Genomic DNA, 14,931 nt, shown 5'->3' on the forward strand with positions numbered 1-14,931 from the left:
AAAAAATGGGAATCAGACAAGAGCTACCCGCCGATCCGTGGAAGTCGCCCCGTCCCGCATGGGTTGACGATAAACTCAAAAAACCGCCTCGCGGGACACCGGGCTGGAAAAACGATTTTAATCGCAGGAATACGCCACACGAGGGCATCCCCCGTAAACCTAAATATCCAGCACAGAATTCAAAGCATTATGATGACCTAATCAAAAAAACACCGACACCGGGGGGAAAAATAAAAAATCCTCCTCACCCGTTTAAGACTCCACGCCCCAACCAAGGAAACCTAACCAACAAGCTGCCTTCTAAGCATCCCTTTAAAAATGGACTACCAAAAACAAAACCCAAAAGAAAACTGGGAAAACCCTCGGTAGGAGGTGCTGGAGTAAAGGGATTTGCTAACCAACCCTATCCGACGACGCTGAATAATGCCGATCCGTGGGAGTATTGTCAACTTACTGGTAGCTGTAGGGTAACGGATTCCCCCCCATTCAAGAGAGACAGCCCGGCATTTTATCCGCCTTTGAATGAGGACGGGAGTAGACCGGGTGTACCCGTTGAATTTGAAGATATTGGCTGGAGTGTAGCCCAATACGAAATCGATTTACTAGCTTGGAATGGTGTAGAAGAGTCCGATCCGTGGATGACCACAATCATTGAGTACGGACCAATTTACGGGGTAGGAAGGGTTTATTATGACCCCGATAATTCTACGGTCTGGCATTACGGATTAATTATGGGGCGGGGCAACCCGGATACATACAATGTGAGGTACGGGTTTACCCAGTCCCTAGGATCGCTCGCTAACGAGTTGGTTTCTATCGTGGATATTCGCACGCCAGAAGGGGAACTCCCTCCTGAACCCCAAAACTCTCCAACCAATCCCCAAAGACCCTCATACAATCCCGCTAAACCTCTACTGCCCGGTACAGCGACTCCAGCAAGTTCACCCGCCCCACCAGCTTCACCGTTCTTGCCTTTAGCACCCGGTGTAATCCCTCCTGCTCCAGCGACAATTACACCGGGTGTCACCCCCTCTCAATCACCGTTTCAAGCCCCGACAATCGAACCCACCGAGGAAGAGGAGAACCCCCTCACACCTCCTTTCCGCCCTCCGTTTGCGCCACCTAGCCCTTTATTTGGCCCGGGTAGCGCTCCAGAGACTCCAGTCGCAGGAAGCCCGGGCGGACAATCATCATCACCCGGCAACATGGGAGGTGCAGCACCCGGTGGGGGAACTGATACACCGCCGCAAGATAGCGGATCGAGTCCACCTGTTTCGCCACCCCCACCAAAGAAAAAGTGCAACTGTCAAGGTCTAGAAGAAGGAGAAGAACCAATGGTCGTTAAGCATGTACCGATTACAGTCATTGACCCAGCAACAGGAAAGCCTACTACTGTTCAGGTCATAAGGTCTGAATCCGGTTCTGATGCTGCGGTTACTCGACTGCTATTTAATGCTCTTCAGCAACAAAATTCACAGCGTAGCGTTATTCAAGATCAAGTCGCAGCTAATAACGTAATGCTTGTTACAGGTGTAGGTTCGGTTTTAGGAACAATTAGTAGTAATGTCGTCAAAGTTTGGAGCGGTATTAAGATATTGCTTAACAATCCTTTGATTGATAGATTTATCGCTATCATAAACTTGGTTTTTGCAATTCATAACGGTATTCAATTATCTAGTAATATCGGGCTAACAGTCGCTGAGACGATTGATATGGCGTTGAGCTTAATTAATTCCAACCGTGGAAACGTTTAGATGAAAATGGTAATGAGGTTCCTCTTTCTACAAGCGAGGCTGCATCTAGTAAAGTGAAAGAAATAATTGAGAAAATTGTTGGAAAAGAAAGATATATTGACTTTTCAGTAAAGTGGTTAAAAGCAAATAGAATCTACCAAACCGGCGCGAATGTACTCGACTCTACCAGAAATATAGCGGATACAATTTTACAACTCAACGAATTAACAGCAAACGCCACAGGTAAAATCGGGAACGGTTTAAAGCGTGCCGGTGTGGTCATGGAAGATGCTTATGAGTGGTTCGATGAAAATATCGAAAGATTCCGAGATTCGACTAGCAAATTCCGCTTTCTCGACAAACTTAGAGAAGTACAAGAGGGGGTAGAAACGATAGAAGAAATTGTCTCTAGTACCGTAGAAATCAAAGAATCAGTTATTGAATTTAACGAGGCAAGAGACGAATTCAGTAAAGCAGTAGAAGAAGCCCAAGACGTTAATAGCGACCTTTGGGAACAAGAAAAACGCAATAGTGAAGTAAGAATCAATCTTTCGGATTTAGAGTTATCGGAAATTGAAAGAGGTTAATTATGCCTTTTAATTTATCCAAAGCAAACGATATTGAGAGAATCCAAGATTTTCACAAAAAATATACTAACCGAAAAATTCGAGAATTTTTCCGTAATACACCTGACGATAATTCCACACCGGAAAGCCTTCTAAAAAATTTGTTGACCCATGACGAAAAAGATACGGCTCTACTGACACTATTAAGATTAAATCTGTGGGAGGAGACGAGAAAAGCAGAAGACCTGACAGAGCTATACTATGGGCTTCCTGCTACAACCTTTCACGATACAGTTAAATTTAAGCCTCAGTTGTTTTTGTTCTTCCGACAATCCCTGAAAGACCAAAAGCTAGACCGATTAAGATATCCAGTACAATTGAGAGTTAATATTCGTTTGACCTCAGAATTTTTGAGTAAAAATAAGGGTTTGCTTGAGGAGAAAATAGAGAATAATAAGAAGTTGGAACAATTAGCCAAAGATGTTTACACCATATTTAAGAATAACTATTATTACAAAGGAATTGAGCAATATAGCTATATTGATAATGAAAATTCTTATCAGTTGAGAATTATGGCTAAAACAGAAACTCACGCAAAAACTCTAATTGAAGATATTTTGAAAATTCAAAATCATAGACCGAACTGGCAATCCTATTTAAAACATCATAAGGATTCGGGAAAATTCAATCCGGTTACGGGAGAAGTGCGAGATACAGAAACTATTATTTTGTTTGGCGATCGCATCAAAAAAGATCCTCTCAAGCGACTGTCGGGGAAGGTTCGTTTGCATCATGCAGAGTTACAAGTTCACGGACAAACGCGATCGGTGCAGTTGGTCGAAACCCGAACAAAAACGGGGAAAGCGAGGCGACAAGCGTTTTATGCTTATGACTACCCCGGATAATTTACCACGTGACAATCACATTCCTTGGTCAAGTGTGTTACATTCATAATACATTTGATAAATGGGAGGGCTGTTTATGCCTAAAACTCAACAACAATTGACCGATGCTGATAAGGTCTTTGACCCCGGCGCGATCGGGGAATGGTCTTTGGATTTGGGAGCTTTTGAGAATCCGATTGAGGGTATCAGTGCATCGCTGAAATATATTGAAAATCTATCGGATCGCGTCTCTCGGGGTGACTTGGTGGCACGAGTTCGTCAGGATTGGGTACCGGCGAACTTAAACGACGCTGCAGTTGAGGCGCTTGACGGAGGATTCCTTTATTACGACAAAGAGACTTTCCCGACTGATGGGGATACGCCTTATCGGATCGTTCAATCAGGGACGGCTGACGCGGTAAACGCGACGGAATCTTTCACTCTCAGCTATCCAACCTATCCCGTGGTCTCGTGGGATGATGGCACAACGATGAATAAGTGTCGTATCAGTTTTGGGGTTTATGCAGCTATTCCTGCAAACCCTTAATTCCGGTTCTCCCCGTAGATTTTCCAGACGGAGAACCATCATTCAATGGGGGATATTTCCCCCCCCATTTTTCACTTTTATTGATCTTAAAGAGGAGCGCGACAAATGGCACGCAAGCAATATTACATGTCTATGACAGGGATTTCTAGCGTCGATCTCCAGTTTTCCCTCGGAGATTCGCAGTATTCTGCAGCGTTACTGGGAAAGATGGGTTTATCGGCTACCTCACCGACTGCTTCAGCGACTAAATTAATTATCCCGGTGACGGAGGAGAAAGCCGTAGAGATTTTCGGCTGTATTCCGGTCAACGTATCCATTGAACCCCCAACGGGTGCGACGGGTACCGCCGCAAGACCGAGAACGCAGACAATGGTAATCGCGCCGGGGCAAACGATTAATAGCTTGGTTGGGGAAACCTACGATGGTCGAAAAATCCTCACAGCCCGACCGTATACGCCTGAAGCGTGGAAGTAAGACCAAAAGCTCTCAATCTTAAATATTGAGAGCTTTTAAGGAATGTATCGGTTAATCTTGATTTCAAAAATAGGATAACTGATTTTAAATCCCAGACGAAATATAGGGGCTAAGTCTATAACTGGATAATAATTGATAGATGAATATAGCCTTTTCCAGTTATAAGGAATAAATTTGCCAGAATCTTCTATGAATTGAAAAACCCACCCCCCTCGTGAAAATTGCGAATTAACTTCTAAAATAAGACGATCGCTTGGCGTAAATATTGCATTGCTATGCTTTTCGTCGGGGGTCATGGGGTTGTTTCCTAGGCTTATTGTTTCTGTTAAAATCAAAGTCATTTTTTACAAGAATAAGATTAAATTAGATGTTACCAGAAAGCTATTATTTACTCTTAAACTTAGATTTTATCGAGGCTATTCCCCAATGGATTGAAGCTGTGTCCTTGTTTGGCAGTGGGGTTGGTGGTGCTTTATTGTTTTGGCGTAGGGAAGAGCAAAAGCGTCTGTCAGGACTGGAAAACGCAACTAATAAGATATTGGAGGGTTATGATTCTTTAATTGATGAGTTGCAACTCGCGAGACGAGAAAAAGACGCAAAGATTGATGAGTTAGAAAGCGAAAAACAACAATTAGTCAAGCGGTTATTTCGGGCTGAGTCGGTAATTGATAAGCAATTAACGACGATTGAAGGTTTAAAGTTTCTGAACAAGTTTATCGGTGAGGCTACTGACGCGCCTGATGAGGTTCGAGACTGGCTTTTAGGGTCTGCGTTGAAAGAGTTCTTAGATGGCGATCGCTCAATCCGAGATATTTTGCTCAGAAAAGTAGAAAGTATTCCCGATCGCAAGAATTAAAATCTCGCGATCGGTATCTCTTTACATGGCTTTCAATTCAGTAACGGCAACTGTGATGGGGCTTGACCAATCATCGCAAATAACTTTTACTTTACCTTTCTTGGCGAACTCGGTGACGGTTAGAGGCTTCCCTTGAGAAATCCCCATGCTTTCCCCGGTATAAGTGACCCGAGAGCCAATCTTGACGAGTTCTTTGGCTGGATGCACTAAGGGGTTAGAGGTACCGCTCCAGTTCACCTCGAGTTTCGCATCCCACCAGAGGAAGCCTTCAGAGGTGATTTTTTGAACGGTTCCGAGTCCCAATTCTGGACGAGTGAGCGAGACGACCATTTCTCCGGGGGAAATGTCGGGTTTTGGCTCTGGCTTGACTTGGTTGTTTTGATTTTTTTTGCGATTGCCTTGAGGAGCGAGGGCTAATTCTTCGAGGGCTACGGGAAAATCTTCTGTGATGTCTTTCCAGTTGACATGAACGGAACGATTGCCGACAACTTTTTTCACGAGACCGATTCCCCAATCGGGATGCTCGGGTGCGATAACGCGATCGCTTTTTTTGAGGTCGGTTGGGGGATGCCATGATTTCGGGGGATTGCTAAGGGTTTCGATTTTGGCTTGCTGTTCTGGACTGAGGCGGGAGAGGGCTGCGTCTAATAAGTTATTGCAGAGGATTCCCTCGCGGTTGAGGGCGTTCATCGTTTCGAGGGCCACATCAACGATATCCTCGTAAACTTCTGGGGAATCGCATAGCTCGAGCATTTCTGCTATGCCGATAATATTTTCCTCTTGCGCCAGTTGGGAGGAGGTGTCACAGCGATCGCGATCGCTAACGATCGCAACACGATCGCTAAGATGATCGATGACGGCATCTGTTGTTATAGCAGGGTTCAAGTCCTCTTTTTGGGGTTCATCGATCGTGCGATCGATGAGATCGGGGTGAGAAAATTTTTCTAGACCCCCATTTTTAGCGATCGCACGATCGATGAGGTCATTGTTTTGGCTCAATTCCTTGTCTGATAGGGGTTTCTGTTTGCGATCGTCTTTGCGATCCTTATCGATCGTTTTGCGATCGCGATCGCTAACCGCCAATGGCAAAAAATAAACTTTGGGGTTGCCCTTGATATCGAGAGTTTCGTGGCAAATGATGCCATCACCCTTTAGCTCGTTGGTGGCTCGTCGGATTGATTCTGCGTTTGCGTGGAGTTCGTCCTTAATATCTTTATTGCGATAACGAGTATTGGGATTTCCTCGGAGCAAATGTACGATACGGTCTTTAAGTGGGGCGCTGCTATCCACGAAATCTTTATTATCAACTCCCACTTCAGATAAGCAAGTCCATTGACCGGTTTCAGGGTAAAAGTTGAGGCGGTAAGATGCAGGACGGCGGGCGCGGGATTTTGTGAATGTGGCGATACGAAGGGTACTATCAGGGGCTTGAGCGTCTGGATCGCGAGTCAGTTGAATAACTTGGCTTACGGCTGCAACGATGGCGCTTGAGCCTCGGGCATCATTTTCCTTGTTTGAGTGATGAAGTAGAAGGATATGACAACCGAATTCTTTGGCAATATCATTCAGTGCAAGGATGGGGCGGGCGTATTCTACAGCATTCTCGGATACGGTTTCAAATTTGCTGGCTGAGGTCAGAGAGTCGATAATGATGAATTCGGGGCGGTGTTCTTCTACTTCTTTGTACAAATTGTGAATATGGCTGACTGTCCATTTTGTCTTGTACAGAATATCGTGACCATCATTAATACCTCGGGTTCTTAAATTCTCTAACATATCCGACGGCTGTTCGTCGGTTTGAATCATGAGGATTTTCTTTTTCCCCAAAACCGGAAATTCATTCCAGTTTGTCCCCGTCGCTAAGTGATAGGTGAAGTCATAGGATAAGCGAGTTTTTCCGATGCCTCCTTTGGCATAAAGTAGGGTAACAATTCCTTTGGGAAACCATCCATGCACTGTCCATTCTCGAACATCATTACCGTAAAGTCCTTTGAGTTCGTGGATGGTCATAAATTTTTCATTATGATCGCCGATTAAACTCTTGTAGTAAAGTCGCTCCAATGTTTCTTTTTTTCGCCCATATTGTTTTGCTAAATTATCGAGAAGATAGTCCCTAAATGCCGGGTCTTCTTCTTTTAAAACAATATCTCTCACTTCTTCTAGCTGTTTCTGAAATCTTTCTCGTTCGCGCTCTCTGGCTGTTTTCTTCGATGGGATGATACAGGTTTCATCAACTCTTAATTTAACGCGATGGAACAGTTCAGGAAGAGAATCTGTAGAGACAAGGGTTTCGTTTCCCCATGCTGTTAATTCGTTTCCAAGTTTGACGAGTTCTCTCTGGCGATATTTCGCCATGACAATCTCTGCCCATTGATTAATTTGTTCTCCGGTTGGATCTGATGAAAGGGTTGTCCATGCCGTTTGTGCTACCAGATCTGCAAGTATCCCATGCCCTCCAATACTTTCTATTTTGTCACGATCTAAAAGATGCGTGGTTAGAGTCATTAAGTCGCAATGCCTTCCTGTTTTCTTGATGGCGACGATTCCTTTCCAGATCGTTTCGTGGCGGGATACGTAAAAAGCCTTGGAGGTTGTTATAATGTCTTTAACAAGATCGTAGGCTTTTTCTTGAGAGATGCAATGACCTAGAATCAATTGTTCTGCTTCTACTCTTTGCAGTGGAAAGGTGAAGGGTTCGGCTTGATGTGTTAATTTCATAGTGATTATTTTGTTTGGGCGATCGCGTTCTTTGGTACAGAAAGCGATCGCTTTTTCTTTGGCTAAGTGTTGGGATCGATTTGCTCCTTGAGGGCTAGGAGCGTGGGAATGTGAGCGGGTTTGGTGGAGTAATACCTCGTCCCCATTGAAATCAGTCGAAATCCTTTTCTCATGTGATCCCACAGAGCGGGAGAGCAAGCTAGGGTAGCTGCTAAAGTCTCTTTGCTGTCACAGGAGAGGTGCAACATTCCTAGGCTGTGGATTGGGACGGGGTGAACGCCGTCTGGGAGTTTCGCGAGGAATTCGTAATAGTTGCTTTGAGTTCCCCAGAAGTATTCGATGTATTCTTTCTCTTCTTGGCTCATTAGTCGGTTTCGGCTGATTCTAGAAGGTCTAAGGTAAGATCGGGCATTCCACACTTATCAATCGTTTGGAGGATGATGATTCATTTTCATAACTCCATGAGGGATAGTTTACCACGCGATTCAAGTTGTGTTTTATCACGTGGTAAAAGAATAAAGAGCGATCGCGTTGGTTTAGTGCGATCGCTTTTTGTTGGGTTTAGTCAAGGTCAAAGCAGAACGGACGGAGCAGGAATGAGGCGACATCGTAGGCTCGGATTTCCCCTTCGTACCGGGCGATCTCTCTCAATGCCTCATCTGTGGCTTCGTAAGTGGTGGCTTTTTTGAGGTTAAGTTTCCATTTTTCAAGATTGTTTTCAGATTCTTCTTTTTCCTGTTCGATTGTTAACAGGACGCTTTCAGCAGAAAGGGTGATTCGTATTTCTTCTGACATTTATTTCTCCTTTTAATTGGTGTGCGAGATTCTTACAAAGCAAGTGATAGCAGGTTTTTTGCAGCTTTCTTGACTCTTCAGTTTCATGAAGTTCTGGGTCTTGTCCTATTCCCCAGTTGTAAGCCTGTTGTGCTGATTGGGGGAAGAGAGAATGAATGAATCTGAGTTCGTTTGCGATTCGTCGCATCGTTTTTTTAGAGAATTTGAATCGGTAAAGTGGTGCAGTTGGAGATACGAGGGCATAGTGTTCGATATTTTGAATATATCTATCTCCATCCCAAATAAAAACAGAGATTCCTGAAGGAATATGATTAATGTAATACCTTTCCCAAACCATCCCATCAATACAAAGTGCAAAATTTTTTTGTACTTTCTTTCCTTGAACTGAAAAGGTTTCTTGAGGATAAAATCTGTCGTGTCTGGGTAAGTTGATTCTCATCACTTTACTCCTCCAAGTAAATTCCGTTGTCTGAGAGAAGAGCGTTAAAACAGTCGAGGTCAGGGTCGTCAAAGTCTTCAAATTCGCCGGGTAATGGTTTGTCATTATCCTTGCTTTTAATGTGACCAATTCCCCAATCAATGCCTATCCAAAGTGCAGCTTTATTACCTTCAGAATCGGTGATTTGTTGCCCAAATAAGTCAGCATCGTTTACTATGAATCGTTCGAGTTTCCAGCCTATCGACTCAAATAGTTGGCAGATTTCTTGGTAGGTTTTCAGTTTATCGGGTGCGTTTTCAAATCGTTTGATTTTGGTGGTTACTTTTTTACGTTTGGTTCTTGTTCGTTCGTGGCGATCGCGTTGAATTTCTGCAACGAGATCGGCTAATTTCTTGAGGTCTCGATCTTTTGCTTCTTTTAAGTCCTTTTGGAACTCTGGACAGTTGATAATCATTTCAGGAGTAATCCCGATTAAGATTGCCATTTTTTTCTCCGTTTTAATTGTTGTCGTTCGGTTGTTGGTTGGTTAAGAATTCTGCTTTGAAGTACGATCGCCCGATCGTGCCGGCTGAATCCCAACCCATCGCGATCGCCTCTCGGGCTTCGGGGACTTCACTGCAAAGCAAGTCTGACATTCCGTCTACTATTTCCCTCATAACTTTAGCGGTTTCATCACTAAATTGAGGGTGATGAAGACTTGATTGCAGGTGAACGATTACTATGAATAATACAGATGGATTAAGCTCGACGAAGAGCCTCGAATCGTCCTTTTCCTGAAGTTTTGAGGCGACGAATTCATAGAGTTCAATGGGGTCGTTACTGTTCATTTTGGTTATTGAGTTGTCAAGGTTCAGAGAAGAGTTAAATACTTGGGCTTCGGTGGCTAAAACGGGTTTTCGTCGGTGTTGATTTTTGAGTCGTTATCAGTTTTGGCTTTGGGCTTTTTACCGAGTTTGTGAAGCTGTTTAATCTCTTCACATTCTTTTTCCAGTTGGGGGTAAGTTTCGGCGATCGCTTCTTTTAGGGTCACGGGGTTGGCTTGGCTGACATCAAAAAGGGCTTCTACTGTTACGTTTTCGTAGTTGCCAAGGTTGATGGCGCGACGGAGGCGAACCTCTTTCAAGTGGCAATTTTTGGTTTGTTCCATTGGTTTTGATTTTGTTGGTGAGCTAGGGTGTTTCAATTGTTTCGATGAAATCGAGAATGTTCTCGTAAGCGTCAATTTCTCCGGTGCAATAAGAGGTTATGATCCCTTGTTCCATAATCTTTTTAGCCTTGGTAATGCGAACTCTGGCAAGTTTCTTTACGTGTTCCAAGATTTCGCGATCGCGGTTTCTGGGTGATTTACTTGGGTCGTTCATTTGTTCCTGAGTGAGTTTGTGCGTGGGTTGCCCGGTTGGTTAACTTTCTGGCTTGCTGCGTGGCTACAGTTTCCTTTTGGGGATGGGGTTGGTTCGGGAGAGTTTAGCGCTACTCTGCGCTCTCTTGCCCAAGGGGTGTCCGTTTTCTTATATCTCAAAGTACCCCCACTTTGCATTACTGTCAACACACAGTCATTGTACAGTGTATTACTTCTGTTGTATACTTTGGGTAGATTTTTATGTAGAGTTTTGCTGGAGTGACAACACTATGACCGTGGCGACTGATAAAGCAAGGATTACAACTTATGTTGATGAAGACCTCAAGAAAAAAGCTGAGGCCTTGGCGAAAAATAGAGGGCGATCTTTGTCAAACTTGCTTGAGAGGGTTTTATTGAAAGAAGTTGAAGAAGCGATCGCGTCTGGAGAAATAAAAGAGGAAGAAAAAATATAATCTTCTTGTTGGTTTAATAAAAACCTTGATTCAAAAGGTAAAGCACCTCTAAAATAAAAGAACTGTCCTTGCAGTGGCAGTTCTTTTGTTTTAGAGGTAGCTATGGGTAAAAAAACAAGAATTCCAAAAACATTTTTATTGTTTGTTTTTGGAATTATATTATTAATTTCCTTGGGAGCAAATGTATTTTTGTTATTATTAGTCAACTTATCCAGCAACAATTCTACTAAAGACATCGCTACTTTTAGTGTAGAGAAAATCAATGCTCTTCAAGAAAATATGACTTTAGAGCAAGCTGAACAAGTAATAGGACAGAAAGGATATCTTTATACTTATGGCGATTCTTTCGGGCGTTATTCGATGTTTTATCAATGGCAAGATGAACAAGGAAATGATTTAACAGTTATGTTTCATGATGGACAGTTAAAAGGTCGGGTGTTGCGAGGGCGGGGAGGCTGGTCTCATTGTGAGCCAATGAGTCAGTTACCATCCGAGTTGGAGTATGCGATCGAGAATGGGTATTGAATACGAAAGCAATATATCGTTTAGAACGCGATCGCCACGTTTAAGTAATCACAATTAATTCAATAAAGAGGCGATCGCCATCAGTAAAGGAAAAGCGATCGCCTTATGCTCCCACGTGTTAATTTGAAATTGTTGTACGTGATCGGATTAACACTATGAACAAAGATATCATACCTACCCTCAAAACAGCATCTAACCCCTCTCCTTTTGAAGGAATCAAGCAAAATGACGAGATAGGTAGCGAGTATTGGATGGCACGAGAGCTAATGCCCTTGCTGGGTTATATCAAATGGCAAAAGTTTGAAAATGCGATCGAACGAGCAAAACTATCCTGTGAAAACTCGCAAGGGGATAGTGCAAACCACTTTACCGTCGCCGGTAATCTGGTGAAACGCCCTCAAGGTGGGGGTTCTATCCAACAAGATTACAAGCTCTCGCGTTTTGGTTCTTATCTCGTAGCCATGAACGGCGATCCGAGGAAGCCAGAAATCGCAGCAGCCCAAACCTATAATTAATTCAATAAAGAGGCGATCGCCATCAGTAAAGGAAAAGCGATCGCCGATTAATACCAGATAGAACAAGCCAAACAATGCAGCATTGTTGGTTTATTTTTTGTTCTTTTTCTTTTGAGATTGAATTTGAGCCAGATAAAGAGCGGCATTTTCCTCTAATGCCTCCATTTTATCCAGAACATTTTTCTGATGAGCATGATTTTCCTCAAGTCGTTTCTTGAGGCGATCCTCATGCGCCTTCACATAAGCCAGATGCTCTTGCTGCAATTCTTGCAACTGGCCTATGATTCCCCCAATAGTTTCTCCTCGGTCATCAGGGCAATTTTCTCGATCGAGATATCCCCCCGACAAATCAGGGTCATTAGCCGCGATCGGCTCAGCCCGATTTCCTTCGCCTTTGCCTCGAACATGAGCCAGTCCTTCTCGTCGAGAACCATCGTTGCATTTGTTTTCCCCGGTGGAAGCGATCGCTTTTTCTTCGCTTTTGGCTCTTTTTCTGGTTGCTTTGTCATCGTGATTGTTCATAATACTCTGTCTACAAAATTATGCCACGTGATCCGATTCACGTGAAACCCTTGACAAAACATTTTATCACGTGCTAAACGTTGTAGTTGTCACGTGGTAAAATCACTGACGACATTATCCTACTTTCACGTAAAACAAACGCGATCGGGACATCCCGAGGAGAAAAAATGACCGAAAATAACCGAACAATTACTTACACCGTTGGCAATCGCTATAAAGCCGGCTCCTACTATGACCTTGAGCCTTACAGTACGCTGACCCGAACTATTGAACTTAAAGAGGGGGAAGACTGGAAAGAAGCCGTCAAAAAGTTACAGCAAGAGGTTCATTCCGTACTCGGAGATCAAGATTATTTAAAGGAGCTTCAAAATGCGATCGGGCAATGTGAATTCACACTCGCAAAATATGGTGATGTATTAGAAAACGCTAACACGAAATACGAGGAAATGAAAGTATTTATGATAGCTCAAGGATTAGGCGATAAAATGAAAAATCCGCCTCGTCTTTTAGGAGTAGTTGATAAGTTAATAAAGCGCCTTCAACCCGCCGTAAATGTAGAAGTTGTTGAGGGTGAAGAGGAATATGCGTCTGATTATGATGATTAAGACAACGATTTTACTCAAGGATTGAAAAATTCTTAAAATTAACTTGGGGCTTTTTCTTTGGCCCCTTTTTCTTAAGATTAAGCAGAGGTAAAAATGCAACTTTGGTTTTTAGATTCTCAATTTGATTGGCAATTAGCCGATGATAATTTTTGGGCTGAAGGGATAGTATTTGGTGAGTGGAGGCGCTATCAACTTCGAGTAAATAGTTCAAGAATTACACAGCTCACCACGAAAGAAGAAATCGACCTTTATTACAAAGATTGTAAAGCAATTTTCAATCAACCACACTGGCAATTTGTCGAACAATTAAAAATATTTTGGTTCTCAATGTTTAATTTGATTTTGCCTCTTTTCATCGCGATACTCGGTATTTGTCTTAACTTAGTTTGTAAGACTTTTTCTCCTAATTTTAAAAAATAATTGATTCTGCGATCGCCTTATTTTAACAATCAGATCCATGACATCAAAACGCAGCAAAAAAGGCACAGTCAGATTAGAAGTAGTCAGAGGAAGATTGCGGTTAAGCCTTCCTCGTCAATTATATGGAGGCGTGCAAAAATATTTCTCTTTGAGTCTTCAGGACACAGAAGATAATAGAAAACTGGCAAAAGCAAAAGCAGAATTAATTGAATCTGACATCGCTTACGAACGCTTCGATCTCACCCTCCGAAAATATCAGCCCGACTACATCCAAGACAAATATCCCCCGCTCTTAGAACTCTGGGAAGAATTCACCCAAGTCAAAGCCAAAGAATTGACTAAAACTACTATTGATATTGATTACAAAAAAGTTAGAAATCATATTGCTCAACTTCCCGATTACTATACCTTAAATAATCCAAAAGGGATTCGTTCTTATCTGAAAAAACATCTATCAATTAATGCAGCTAAGCGTGTTTTAACCTACATTAACGCTTGCTGTGAATGGGCAGTAGAAGAGGAATTATTATCTGTTAATCCTTTCTTCGGAGTCAAAATCAAAGCGAAGCAACAAAGCCGAGACAATATTAATCCTTTTACGAAAACAGAGCGAGATATGATTATTAATGCTTTTGCTCATTCTCGCTATTACAAGCATTATTTAAACTATGTCAAATTCTTATTTTTTACAGGTTGCAGAACTTCTGAAGCGGTAGGATTGCAACGCAAACATATCGCACCCGATTTATCCTTAATTACTATCTCTGAAGCCGTTGTGAGAAAAAATCGTAAGGATACTAAAACTCGCAAAATCCGACGATTTCCTATCAATAACCAACTTAGACCCATTCTTCTCGATCAGCTTGCCAGTATCCCCAGTGAATCTGCGATCGTGTTCTTGTCGCCAAACGGCAACTTGATCGACGCTCACAACTTCCTCAACCGGGCATGGAAATCGATTCTCAAGACGTTACCAGAAATTGATTACAGACCTCAATACAACACGCGGCACACCTTTATCACCCTTTGCCTAGAAGAGGGTGTTCCCGTTCATACCGTCGCGCAATGGGTCGGAAACAGCCCCAAAACCGTCTACGCCCATTACGCCGGATTAGTCAGCAATTTGGGGGTTCCCGAACTCTAAACCATGAATGCGATCGCGATCGCCAAACTGTACTAATTTTTCACCGATTTCCCCTCGACCCCATACTACGGATCGTCAAAATCCTCTCGAGAACGGTTAAAGCCCTTGTAATCCCTAGAAAAACAGGATCGTCAAACGATAGTCAAAAATAGTCAAAATGGGTAAAAATTGGCGGTTTTGTCGTTTATCGTGTTACAATGTCAAAACCTTAAGCAGTGGTATGTCTGGGAATGCCAGGAGGGAGATTTGAACTCCCGACACAAGGATTTTCAGTCCTCTGCTCTACCAACTGAGCTATCCCGGCACGTCTTTTTCAAATGACGCTTTTCTAGTCTAACGAACGATCGCAAATTTTGCAACTCATTTTTTGACCTAA

Annotated in this window: 22 protein-coding genes and 1 tRNA gene; 12 read left to right on the forward strand and 11 right to left on the reverse strand. The window is 43.0% G+C overall.

Annotated elements, in window-relative coordinates; translation table 11 throughout:
* Nucleotides 1–5: 5 nt before the first annotated feature.
* The 5 genes from AC6RV6_RS11975 (at nt 6) to AC6RV6_RS11995 (ending at nt 4,204) form a co-directional block, all read left to right on the forward strand.
* Nucleotides 6–1,754, forward strand: coding sequence for a hypothetical protein (locus AC6RV6_RS11975; RefSeq protein WP_500241073.1), 1,749 nt, complete (start codon nt 6–8; stop codon nt 1,752–1,754).
* Between the two features lie 53 nt (nt 1,755–1,807).
* The gene (locus AC6RV6_RS11980) at nt 1,808–2,320 is read left to right on the forward strand and encodes a hypothetical protein (RefSeq protein ID WP_500241074.1); all 513 of its coding nucleotides are present in this window, start codon (nt 1,808–1,810) and stop codon (nt 2,318–2,320) included.
* 2 nt (nt 2,321–2,322) lie between these two features.
* Nucleotides 2,323–3,204: a hypothetical protein gene (locus tag AC6RV6_RS11985; protein WP_500241075.1), complete on the forward strand. Its 882-nt coding sequence runs from the start codon at nt 2,323–2,325 to the stop codon at nt 3,202–3,204.
* A 76-nt stretch (nt 3,205–3,280) separates the two neighbouring features.
* Nucleotides 3,281–3,730, forward strand: a complete 450-nt coding sequence (locus AC6RV6_RS11990; protein WP_500241076.1) for a hypothetical protein — start codon at nt 3,281–3,283, stop codon at nt 3,728–3,730.
* Nucleotides 3,731–3,835: 105 nt separating this feature from the next.
* Nucleotides 3,836–4,204: a hypothetical protein gene (locus AC6RV6_RS11995; protein WP_500241077.1), complete on the forward strand. Its 369-nt coding sequence runs from the start codon at nt 3,836–3,838 to the stop codon at nt 4,202–4,204.
* A gap of 35 nt (nt 4,205–4,239) precedes the next feature.
* Here the strand turns inward: AC6RV6_RS11995 and AC6RV6_RS12000 are convergent, their stop codons facing one another.
* Nucleotides 4,240–4,545 (reverse strand): hypothetical protein, encoded by a 306-nt coding sequence (locus tag AC6RV6_RS12000; RefSeq protein ID WP_500241078.1) that lies wholly within the window; start codon nt 4,543–4,545, stop codon nt 4,240–4,242.
* Nucleotides 4,546–4,571: 26 nt separating this feature from the next.
* Here AC6RV6_RS12000 and AC6RV6_RS12005 point away from each other — a divergent pair, with 26 nt between their 5' ends.
* Complete coding sequence (locus AC6RV6_RS12005; RefSeq protein ID WP_500241079.1) at nt 4,572–5,060, forward strand: hypothetical protein; 489 nt, start codon at nt 4,572–4,574, stop codon at nt 5,058–5,060.
* 21 nt (nt 5,061–5,081) lie between these two features.
* Here AC6RV6_RS12005 and AC6RV6_RS12010 read toward each other — a convergent pair whose 3' ends face one another.
* The 8 genes from AC6RV6_RS12010 to AC6RV6_RS12045 all read right to left on the reverse strand — a co-directional run bounded on the left by AC6RV6_RS12010 (nt 5,082) and on the right by AC6RV6_RS12045 (nt 10,373).
* The gene (locus AC6RV6_RS12010; protein ID WP_500241080.1) at nt 5,082–7,778 is read right to left on the reverse strand and encodes an AAA family ATPase; all 2,697 of its coding nucleotides are present in this window, start codon (nt 7,776–7,778) and stop codon (nt 5,082–5,084) included.
* A 62-nt stretch (nt 7,779–7,840) separates the two neighbouring features.
* Nucleotides 7,841–8,143, reverse strand: a complete 303-nt coding sequence (locus AC6RV6_RS12015; RefSeq protein WP_500241081.1) for a hypothetical protein — start codon at nt 8,141–8,143, stop codon at nt 7,841–7,843.
* A 196-nt stretch (nt 8,144–8,339) separates the two neighbouring features.
* Nucleotides 8,340–8,573, reverse strand: coding sequence for a hypothetical protein (locus AC6RV6_RS12020; protein ID WP_500241082.1), 234 nt, complete (start codon nt 8,571–8,573; stop codon nt 8,340–8,342).
* Nucleotides 8,539–9,012, reverse strand: coding sequence for a hypothetical protein (locus tag AC6RV6_RS12025; RefSeq protein ID WP_500241083.1), 474 nt, complete (start codon nt 9,010–9,012; stop codon nt 8,539–8,541). The genes AC6RV6_RS12020 and AC6RV6_RS12025 overlap by 35 nt, the downstream gene beginning before the upstream one ends.
* Nucleotides 9,013–9,016: 4 nt before the next feature.
* Nucleotides 9,017–9,496 (reverse strand): hypothetical protein, encoded by a 480-nt coding sequence (locus AC6RV6_RS12030; protein ID WP_500241084.1) that lies wholly within the window; start codon nt 9,494–9,496, stop codon nt 9,017–9,019.
* Nucleotides 9,497–9,509: 13 nt separating this feature from the next.
* Nucleotides 9,510–9,839 carry a hypothetical protein gene (locus AC6RV6_RS12035; protein ID WP_500241085.1) on the reverse strand — a complete coding sequence of 110 codons (330 nt, stop codon included), beginning with the start codon at nt 9,837–9,839 and terminating at the stop codon, nt 9,510–9,512.
* Between the two features lie 56 nt (nt 9,840–9,895).
* Nucleotides 9,896–10,159, reverse strand: a complete 264-nt coding sequence (locus tag AC6RV6_RS12040; protein ID WP_500241086.1) for a hypothetical protein — start codon at nt 10,157–10,159, stop codon at nt 9,896–9,898.
* Between the two features lie 22 nt (nt 10,160–10,181).
* Nucleotides 10,182–10,373: a hypothetical protein gene (locus tag AC6RV6_RS12045; RefSeq protein ID WP_500241087.1), complete on the reverse strand. Its 192-nt coding sequence runs from the start codon at nt 10,371–10,373 to the stop codon at nt 10,182–10,184.
* A 268-nt stretch (nt 10,374–10,641) separates the two neighbouring features.
* Between AC6RV6_RS12045 and AC6RV6_RS12050 the strand changes: the two genes are divergently transcribed.
* The 3 genes from AC6RV6_RS12050 (at nt 10,642) to AC6RV6_RS12060 (ending at nt 11,864) form a co-directional block, all read left to right on the forward strand.
* Nucleotides 10,642–10,824 (forward strand): hypothetical protein, encoded by a 183-nt coding sequence (locus AC6RV6_RS12050; RefSeq protein WP_500241088.1) that lies wholly within the window; start codon nt 10,642–10,644, stop codon nt 10,822–10,824.
* Nucleotides 10,825–10,926: 102 nt separating this feature from the next.
* A complete protein-coding gene (locus AC6RV6_RS12055) occupies nt 10,927–11,349 on the forward strand; it encodes a hypothetical protein (protein WP_500241089.1) in 423 nt (140 codons plus the stop codon).
* 155 nt (nt 11,350–11,504) lie between these two features.
* Nucleotides 11,505–11,864, forward strand: coding sequence for a BRO family protein (locus AC6RV6_RS12060; RefSeq protein ID WP_500241090.1), 360 nt, complete (start codon nt 11,505–11,507; stop codon nt 11,862–11,864).
* 90 nt (nt 11,865–11,954) lie between these two features.
* On the opposite strand, the gene AC6RV6_RS12065 is transcribed toward AC6RV6_RS12060, so the two are convergent.
* Nucleotides 11,955–12,386 (reverse strand): hypothetical protein, encoded by a 432-nt coding sequence (locus tag AC6RV6_RS12065; protein ID WP_500241091.1) that lies wholly within the window; start codon nt 12,384–12,386, stop codon nt 11,955–11,957.
* A gap of 167 nt (nt 12,387–12,553) precedes the next feature.
* On the opposite strand from AC6RV6_RS12065, the gene AC6RV6_RS12070 reads away from it, so the two are divergent.
* The 3 genes from AC6RV6_RS12070 (at nt 12,554) to AC6RV6_RS12080 (ending at nt 14,555) form a co-directional block, all read left to right on the forward strand.
* Nucleotides 12,554–12,991 (forward strand): hypothetical protein, encoded by a 438-nt coding sequence (locus AC6RV6_RS12070; RefSeq protein ID WP_500241092.1) that lies wholly within the window; start codon nt 12,554–12,556, stop codon nt 12,989–12,991.
* A 93-nt stretch (nt 12,992–13,084) separates the two neighbouring features.
* Nucleotides 13,085–13,411, forward strand: a complete 327-nt coding sequence (locus AC6RV6_RS12075; RefSeq protein WP_500241093.1) for a hypothetical protein — start codon at nt 13,085–13,087, stop codon at nt 13,409–13,411.
* 37 nt (nt 13,412–13,448) lie between these two features.
* The gene (locus tag AC6RV6_RS12080) at nt 13,449–14,555 is read left to right on the forward strand and encodes a tyrosine-type recombinase/integrase (RefSeq protein WP_500241094.1); all 1,107 of its coding nucleotides are present in this window, start codon (nt 13,449–13,451) and stop codon (nt 14,553–14,555) included.
* A 231-nt stretch (nt 14,556–14,786) separates the two neighbouring features.
* On the opposite strand, the gene AC6RV6_RS12085 is transcribed toward AC6RV6_RS12080, so the two are convergent.
* Nucleotides 14,787–14,859, reverse strand: a tRNA-Phe gene (locus AC6RV6_RS12085).
* Nucleotides 14,860–14,931 lie beyond the last annotated feature (72 nt).

It is taken from the genome of Spirulina sp. LEGE 11439 (assembly GCF_059821285.1).